Raw genomic sequence first — 7,651 nt, 5'->3', positions numbered from 1 at the left:
GCAGCCACGGCGCTGCGCACCTCGTCGAGGCCATCGACCGGCAAATGGCTGTCGCGGGTCAGGCCTTCGCTGAACAGCGTATTGAGCATGCCGAACAGCAACGCCGCATCGCCGCCCGGGCGGACGAATACATGTTGATCGGCCATCGCTGCGGTTTCGCTGCGGCGCGGATCGACTACCACCACTTTGCCGCCGCGCGCCTGAATCGCCTTCAGGCGCTTCTCGACGTCCGGCACGGTCATGATGCTGCCGTTGGACGCCAGCGGATTGCCGCCGAGGATCAGCATGAAATCGGTGTGATCGATGTCCGGAATCGGCAACAGCAAGCCGTGGCCGTACATCAGGTAGCTGCTGAGGTGGTGCGGCAGTTGATCGACCGACGTTGCCGAATAGCGATTGCGGGTTTTCAGCAACCCCAGGAAGTAATTGCTGTGGGTCATCAGGCCGTAGTTGTGCACACTCGGATTGCCCTGATACACCGCAACGGCGTTCTGCCCGTGACGTTCCTGAATCGCCGCGAGTTTCTCGGCCACCAAGGCAAACGCCTCGTCCCACTCGATCGGCAGCCATTCGCTGCCGACGCGGCGCATCGGCTGACGCAGGCGATCGGGATCGTTCTGAATATCTTGCAGGGCCACGGCTTTCGGGCAGATATGGCCGCGGCTGAAGGTGTCGAGGGCATCGCCCTTGATCGAGGTGATCGCGACGTTGCCATCGGTTTCCGTGGTTTCGATGGTCAGGCCGCAAATGGCTTCGCACAGGTGGCATGCACGGTGGTGAAGAGTCTTGGTCATGGCCAGTCTCTGTCTTGTTCGGGAGCAGGCAATCACGCCCGCGGGAACAAAACTATGGCCCGTGCGCAGAGGCGGCGCCAGCGACGTTCGTCTTGTGAATCGACGGTTATCAGGACAGCCGATAAATCGCCGCGATCAGTTCGGCGGCAACTGCGGCGGTGCCGCCAGCTGGATTTCCTGGATGGTTTCGATCTGCTCATGGGCGACGTGCACGCCGGTGAGCTCGCCGATCAATCGCCAGTGTTCATCGAGCCCGGCGCTGATGGTGGCCATGCGATCGATCATGTGTCGGCCGGCGGATTTGACCACTTCGTCGTCACTGCGCAGCAACTCGAAAGACATCGAGGTGACTGACGCGGTGAGATGGGTCAGGGAGCGAGCCGTGTGGCCCAGCAGTTCCATTAACAGTTGTTCTTTCGATTCCATGCGGAGGCTTCCTGCGTCGCTCGAAACTTATTTATAACCCAGCACTTTGCTTTAGCAAATGTTTCAGTCTGAACATCCGACCAAGCGAATCGGTGGCGCCGCGTTCGTAAACCGACCAGGACCGCTGCGTTGCCGTCGCGGCGCATTGCCAAGCGCTGCGGCGCCAGTGTACAAAGAGGCTCACCGCTGTACTGAATCCGGCTTCAACATGCGTGATCGAAATGCTCGGTCCGCGCTCCGAATCCCGCTGAAAAAGTACCCTATTGGAAAAACGCGACATTTAGTGTCAATATCGCGCCTTCCCCTATTTCGTCGCCCCGTGCGGCTTACGCCGCAGGTCTCGCCCGTTGTTCCGTTAAACAAGGCTTTGAGCATCTGCGGTCTGTAGCAAAAAGGTAGTCAATGATGAGCGCAAGGCACTTTCTCTCCCTGATGGATTGCACGCCCGAAGAGCTGGTCAGCGTGATCCGTCGAGGCGTTGAGCTCAAGGACCTGCGTAACCGCGGCGTACTGTTCGAGCCTCTGAAAAACCGCGTGCTGGGGATGATCTTCGAAAAATCCTCGACCCGTACCCGGATCTCCTTCGAGGCCGGCATGATCCAGCTCGGCGGCCAGGCGATTTTCCTGTCCCCGCGCGATACCCAACTGGGCCGTGGCGAGCCCATCAGCGATTGCGCCATCGTCATGTCGAGCATGCTCGATGCGGTGATGATCCGTACCTTCGCCCATAGCACCCTGACCGAATTCGCCGCCAACTCGCGGGTGCCGGTAATCAACGGCCTGTCCGATGATCTGCACCCTTGCCAATTGCTCGCCGACATGCAGACCTTCCTCGAACACCGTGGCTCGATCCAGGGCAAGACCGTGGCCTGGATCGGTGACGGCAACAACATGTGCAACAGCTATATAGAAGCGGCGATCCAGTTCGACTTCCAATTGCGCGTTGCCTGCCCGGAAGGCTACGAGCCGAACCCGGAATTCGTCGCCCAGGCTGGTGATCGCGTGACCATCGTCCGCGATCCGCAAGACGCCGTGCGTGGCGCGCATCTGGTCAGCACCGACGTCTGGACTTCCATGGGCCAGGAAGAGGAAACTGCCAAGCGCCTCAAGCTGTTCGCGCCGTTCCAGGTCAACCGTGCCCTGCTCGACCTCGCTGCCGAGGACGTGCTGTTCATGCACTGCCTGCCGGCGCACCGTGGCGAAGAAATCAGTCTCGACCTGCTCGATGACCCGCGCTCCGTCGCCTGGGATCAGGCAGAAAACCGTCTCCACGCACAGAAGGCCCTGCTCGAGTTCCTCGTCGAACCGGCATATCACCACGCATGAGCCATGAATTACTGCTGAACCTGCGCAACCTCGCTTGCGGCTACCAAGATCAACGCGTGGTGCAGAACCTCAATCTGCACCTCAACGCCGGCGACATCGGCTGCCTGCTTGGCTCGTCCGGCTGCGGCAAGACCACCACCCTGCGCGCCATCGCCGGTTTCGAACCGGTGCATGAAGGCGAAATCACCCTCGGTGGCGAAACCCTGTCCAGTGCCGGTTTCACCCTGGCGCCGGAGAAACGCCGGATCGGCATGGTGTTTCAGGATTACGCGCTGTTCCCGCACCTGAGCGTGGCCGACAACATCGCTTTCGGCATTCGCAAGCACCCGAACAAGGCGCGCGTGGTCGAAGAGCTGCTGGAACTGGTCAACCTGAAAAACCTCGGCAAGCGCTTCCCCCACGAATTGTCCGGCGGTCAGCAACAGCGCGTCGCCCTCGCCCGCGCCCTGGCGCCGGAGCCGCAGTTGCTGCTGCTCGACGAGCCGTTCTCCAACCTCGATGGCGAGTTGCGCCGCAAGCTCAGCCATGAGGTGCGCGACATTCTCAAGGCCCGTGGCACCAGTGCGATTCTGGTCACCCACGATCAGGAAGAAGCCTTTGCCGTCAGCGATCACGTTGGTGTGTTCAAGGAAGGTCGGCTGGAACAGTGGGACACGCCCTACAACCTCTATCACGAACCGGCGACGCCATATGTCGCCAGTTTCATCGGTCAGGGTTACTTCATTCGCGGTCAGCTCGTCACCCCGGAATCGGTGCAGACCGAGCTGGGTGAACTGCGCGGCAATCGCGCCTACACCTGGCCGATTGGCGGTGCGGTGGATGTGCTGTTGCGTCCGGATGACATTGTTTATGCACCGGACAGCGCATTGCAGGCGCAGATTGTCGGCAAGACATTCCTCGGCGCGGCGACCTTGTATCGCCTGCAACTGCCGACCGGTGCACAACTGGAATCGATCTTCCCCAGCCATGCCGATCATCTGGTTGGCGCGCAGGTCGGGATTCGCGTAGCGGCGGATCACCTGGTGCTGTTCCAGGCTTCGGGGAGCACTGCGGCACAGATTCCGGCGGTGGAAAACGGCGTCCGTCGATTCAGCACCAGCCTTTAATCCGCACTGGATAAAAATTGTGGGAGCGAGCCTGCTCGCGAATGCGGTGTTTCAGTCGCCGAAGATGTTGACTGAAAGAGCGCTTTCGCGAGCAGGCTCGCTCCCACAGTTGGTATTGCCTCAGCCTAAAAACAGGGTACCGCTGGCCACCAGCGTCGCATTGCCGCCAATCTTCACCCGCTCACCTTCCAGCCGACAGAACAACTCCCCGCCCCGCGCCGAGCGCTGGCACGCGGTCAGGTTCGATTTGCCCAGACGTTTGGCCCAGTACGGAATCAGGCTGCAATGGGTCGAGCCGGTCACCGGGTCTTCATTGATACCGATGGCCGGGGCGAAATAGCGCGAGACGAAGTCATGCTGGTTGCCACGCGCGGTGACAATTGCGCCCAGCCATGGCAGTTTCGCCAGCGCCGCCATGTCCGGTTGGCAGTCGAGCACGGCCTGTTCCGAGTCCAGCACCACGAACAGCTCGTTGGAGCCGAGCACATCAACCGCCTCGACACCGAGCGCCCGCTCGACGTCCAGCGTCACGCCGATTTCCGACGGCACGATGGTCGGGAAATCCAGCCACAAGCGGTCGCCTTCACGGCTGACACTCAAAGGGCCGGACTTGCAGGTGAAGTCGATGCGCTCGGCGCTTTCCTGATAAATTTCGAACAGCACAAATGCGCTGGCCAGGGTCGCATGCCCGCACAGCGGCACTTCGGTGGTCGGGGTGAACCAGCGGATATGCCAGGCCTGACCTTCGCGCACCAGAAACGCAGTCTCCGCCAAGTTGTGTTCGGCGGCGATCTTCTGCATCAAGTCATCGGCCAGCCAGCTGTCGAGCCGATAGACCATCGCCGGGTTGCCACTGAACGGCCGATCACTGAACGCGTCGACCTGATGAAACGCAAGCTGCATGATTTTCTCCCTGAATTGGTCGACCGAGCATGCAACGGCGGTCCGGATCACTGCCAGTGACAGAAGCGCAATTTTTTCTTCATACAGCCGGCGCGACTATTACGCCCGGCCGATATCGGCGAACTGCGCCTGGGTGTGCTCGGCCAGCACCGCAGGCGCCAGTTCCACTTCCAGTCCTCGCCGCCCGGCGCTCACATAGATAGTCGCAAACTCTTGAGCGGAATTGTCGATGAAGGTGCGCAGGCGTTTCTTCTGCCCGAGCGGGCTGATGCCGCCCAATAGGTAGCCGGTGGAGCGTTGCGCGGCGGCGGGATCAGCCATTTCGGCTTTCTTCACTCCAGCGGCATGGGCCAGGCCCTTGAGGTCGAGCGTTCCGACGACCGGCACCACAGCCACCAGCAGTTCGCCTTTTTCACTGGCGGCCAGCAAGGTTTTGAACACTTGCGCCGGTTCGAGCCCGAGCTTCTCCGCCGCCTCCAGCCCGTAGGACGCGGCCTTCGGATCATGTTCGTAACTGTGCACGCGATGTTCGGCACGAACTTTTTTCAACAAGTCCAACGCTGGTGTCATGGCAGCTCCGGGTTCGGCAGTCTTTGAAAAACCTGCGGCCGATTCTAGGTCATCGTTGGGCAAAAGGCTCTATTCCAAGCCGCGAATCCCGTGGCTTCGCGCTGCATTCAAGCTGTTCGCGGCGCTGATCATTCACGCGGCGAATAGTTTTATTGTGACCGACGGTTCACTTTCGACCTTTGACAGGTTTGTTTCTTGTCTATATTTTTTCGAATCTGAATAATGTAAGAATCATGCTCCGCGCAGTACCCAGCAGTAACCCGGGAACCGAATGGGGATTCCGACCCGGTGAAGATCGCGCCCTGCTCCGTTGGCAAGGCGCTACACAAGAAAAAGAACCGAGGTTTTCAATGACAGCTGCTTTACCGCAACCATCGCTTTCCGGCCAATGCATGGCCGAATTCCTGGGCACTGCCCTTCTGATCTTCTTCGGCACCGGTTGTGTCGCCGCGCTCAAAGTCGCGGGCGCCAGCTTCGGCCTGTGGGAAATCAGCATCATCTGGGGCGTCGGCGTGAGCATGGCGATCTACCTCACCGCCGGAGTTTCCGGCGCGCACCTGAACCCGGCCGTGAGCATCGCTCTGGCAATCTTCGCTGACTTCGAAAAGCGCAAACTTCCGTTCTACATCCTTTCGCAAATCGCCGGCGCCTTCTGCGGCGCGTTGCTGGTCTACACGCTCTACAGCAATCTGTTCTTCGATTACGAACAAACCCACCAGATGGTTCGTGGCTCGGCTGCCAGCCTGGAATTGGCGTCGGTGTTCTCGACCTACCCGAACCCGGTGCTGTCGACGGCCCAGGCCTTTCTGGTCGAGATGATCATCACCGCGATCCTGATGGGCGTGATCATGGCCCTGACCGATGACAACAACGGCCTGCCACGCGGCCCGATGGCGCCGCTGCTGATCGGTTTGCTGATCGCCGTGATCGGCAGTGCGATGGGCCCGCTGACCGGTTTCGCCATGAACCCTGCGCGTGACTTCGGTCCGAAACTGATGACTTTCTTTACCGGTTGGGGTGAAATTTCCTTTACCGGTGGTCGCGATATTCCGTACTTCCTGATTCCGATTTTTGCACCGATTGTCGGTGCCTGCCTCGGCGCTGCCGGGTATCGCGGGCTGATTGCCCGTCACCTGACCGGCGCCACACCTGCTACAAAGGATGCAGAACCGGCCATTGACGGCAAACCAAGAACTTCTTGAAACAGTCGGCGCCGGCTCCTGCCCATCCGAGCCTGCGCCACGGCCCACTCTCGTTTTTTTCGTCCAAGGCAATCGACATGACCGACATTCAGAACAAGAACTACATCATTGCCCTTGATCAGGGTACGACCAGCTCGCGCGCGATCATCTTCGACCGCGACGCGAACGTGGTCTGCACCGCGCAGCGCGAATTCGTTCAGCATTACCCGCAAGCCGGTTGGGTCGAGCATGACCCGATGGAAATTTTCGCCACCCAGAGCGCGGTGATGGTTGAGGCGCTGGCCCAGGCCGGCCTGCATCACGATCAGGTCGCCGCCATCGGTATCACCAACCAGCGTGAAACCACCGTGGTCTGGGACAAGACCACCGGCCGTCCGGTCTATAACGCGATCGTCTGGCAGTGCCGCCGCAGCACCGAGATCTGCCAGCAGCTCAAGCGCGATGGTCACGAAGACTACATCCGCGACACCACCGGCCTGGTCACCGACCCGTACTTCTCCGGCACCAAACTGAAGTGGATCCTCGACAACGTCGAAGGCAGCCGCGAGCGCGCGCGCAACGGCGAACTGCTGTTCGGCACCGTCGATAGCTGGCTGATCTGGAAATTCACCGGCGGCAAGGTGCACGTCACCGATTACACCAACGCCTCGCGCACCATGCTCTTCAACATTCACTCGCTGGAGTGGGATTCGAAGATGCTGGAGATCCTCGACATCCCCCGCGAGATGCTCCCGGAGGTCAAAGCTTCCTCGGAAATCTACGGTCGCACCAAGAGCGGCATCGCCATCGGCGGTATCGCCGGCGACCAGCAAGCGGCGTTGTTCGGCCAGATGTGTGTGGAGCCGGGCCAAGCGAAAAACACCTACGGCACCGGTTGCTTCCTGCTGATGAACACCGGCGACAAAGCAGTGAAATCCCAGCACGGCATGCTCACCACCATCGCCTGCGGCCCACGCGGCGAAGTGGCTTATGCTCTGGAAGGCGCCGTGTTCAACGGCGGTTCGACCGTGCAATGGCTGCGCGATGAACTGAAAATCGTCAACGACGCCCACGACACCGAATACTTTGCCAACAAGGTCAAGGACAGCAACGGCGTGTATCTGGTGCCGGCGTTTACCGGTCTCGGCGCACCGTACTGGGACCCGTATGCCCGTGGCGCGCTGTTCGGCCTGACGCGCGGCGTACGCGTGGATCACATCATCCGCGCCGCGCTGGAATCGATCGCCTACCAGACCCGCGACGTACTCGACGCCATGCAACAGGACTCCGGCGAACGCCTCAAGGCCCTGCGTGTGGACGGCGGCGCGGTGGCGAACAACTTCCT

At 60.6% G+C, this 7,651-nt stretch carries 8 protein-coding genes; 4 read left to right on the top strand and 4 right to left on the bottom strand.

Annotated elements, in window-relative coordinates; translation table 11 throughout:
• Positions 1-794 (bottom strand): molybdopterin-dependent oxidoreductase (locus OQK_RS16775; RefSeq protein ID WP_038861021.1); only part of this gene is annotated, 794 nt, incomplete at its 3' end.
• Between the two features lie 135 nt (positions 795-929).
• Positions 930-1,220: a hypothetical protein gene (locus tag OQK_RS16770; RefSeq protein WP_016773401.1), complete on the bottom strand. Its 291-nt coding sequence runs from the start codon at positions 1,218-1,220 to the stop codon at positions 930-932.
• 405 nt (positions 1,221-1,625) lie between these two features.
• Here OQK_RS16770 and argF point away from each other — a divergent pair, with 405 nt between their 5' ends.
• Positions 1,626-2,546, top strand: coding sequence for an ornithine carbamoyltransferase (gene argF / locus OQK_RS16765; protein WP_024014160.1), 921 nt, complete (start codon positions 1,626-1,628; stop codon positions 2,544-2,546).
• Positions 2,543-3,652 carry an ABC transporter ATP-binding protein gene (locus tag OQK_RS16760; RefSeq protein ID WP_016773399.1) on the top strand — a complete coding sequence of 370 codons (1,110 nt, stop codon included), beginning with the start codon at positions 2,543-2,545 and terminating at the stop codon, positions 3,650-3,652. Before argF ends, OQK_RS16760 begins: the two co-directional genes overlap by 4 nt.
• A gap of 120 nt (positions 3,653-3,772) precedes the next feature.
• On the opposite strand, the gene OQK_RS16755 is transcribed toward OQK_RS16760, so the two are convergent.
• Entirely contained in the window at positions 3,773-4,555 is a 783-nt protein-coding gene (locus OQK_RS16755; protein WP_016773398.1) for a PhzF family phenazine biosynthesis protein, read from the bottom strand.
• Positions 4,556-4,654: 99 nt separating this feature from the next.
• The gene (gene ybaK / locus OQK_RS16750) at positions 4,655-5,125 is read right to left on the bottom strand and encodes a Cys-tRNA(Pro) deacylase (RefSeq protein ID WP_016773397.1); all 471 of its coding nucleotides are present in this window, start codon (positions 5,123-5,125) and stop codon (positions 4,655-4,657) included.
• 350 nt (positions 5,126-5,475) lie between these two features.
• Between ybaK and OQK_RS16745 the strand changes: the two genes are divergently transcribed.
• Both OQK_RS16745 and glpK read left to right on the top strand, forming a co-directional pair.
• Positions 5,476-6,327: an MIP/aquaporin family protein gene (locus OQK_RS16745; protein WP_016773396.1), complete on the top strand. Its 852-nt coding sequence runs from the start codon at positions 5,476-5,478 to the stop codon at positions 6,325-6,327.
• 77 nt (positions 6,328-6,404) lie between these two features.
• Positions 6,405-7,651, top strand: a 1,247-nt coding sequence (gene glpK / locus OQK_RS16740; RefSeq protein ID WP_038861020.1) for a glycerol kinase GlpK, incomplete at its 3' end; no start/stop codon positions are given.

This window comes from Pseudomonas sp. R62 (assembly GCF_000257605.1).
GTDB lineage: Bacteria > Pseudomonadota > Gammaproteobacteria > Pseudomonadales > Pseudomonadaceae > Aquipseudomonas > Aquipseudomonas atacamensis.
The sequence above is the reverse complement of the archived record's forward strand: the minus strand, read 5'-3'. Positions and strand labels throughout refer to the sequence as shown.

Excerpts from the sequence above, each read along its gene's own strand:
- OQK_RS16770 (WP_016773401.1), bottom strand. The coding sequence starts at position 1,220 with ATGGAATCGAAAGAACAACTGTTAATGGAACTGCTGGGCCACACGGCT.
- argF (WP_024014160.1), top strand. The coding sequence starts at position 1,626 with ATGAGCGCAAGGCACTTTCTCTCCCTGATGGATTGCACGCCCGAAGAG.
- OQK_RS16760 (WP_016773399.1), top strand. The coding sequence starts at position 2,543 with ATGAGCCATGAATTACTGCTGAACCTGCGCAACCTCGCTTGCGGCTAC.
- OQK_RS16755 (WP_016773398.1), bottom strand. The coding sequence starts at position 4,555 with ATGCAGCTTGCGTTTCATCAGGTCGACGCGTTCAGTGATCGGCCGTTC.
- ybaK (WP_016773397.1), bottom strand. The coding sequence starts at position 5,125 with ATGACACCAGCGTTGGACTTGTTGAAAAAAGTTCGTGCCGAACATCGC.
- OQK_RS16745 (WP_016773396.1), top strand. The coding sequence starts at position 5,476 with ATGACAGCTGCTTTACCGCAACCATCGCTTTCCGGCCAATGCATGGCC.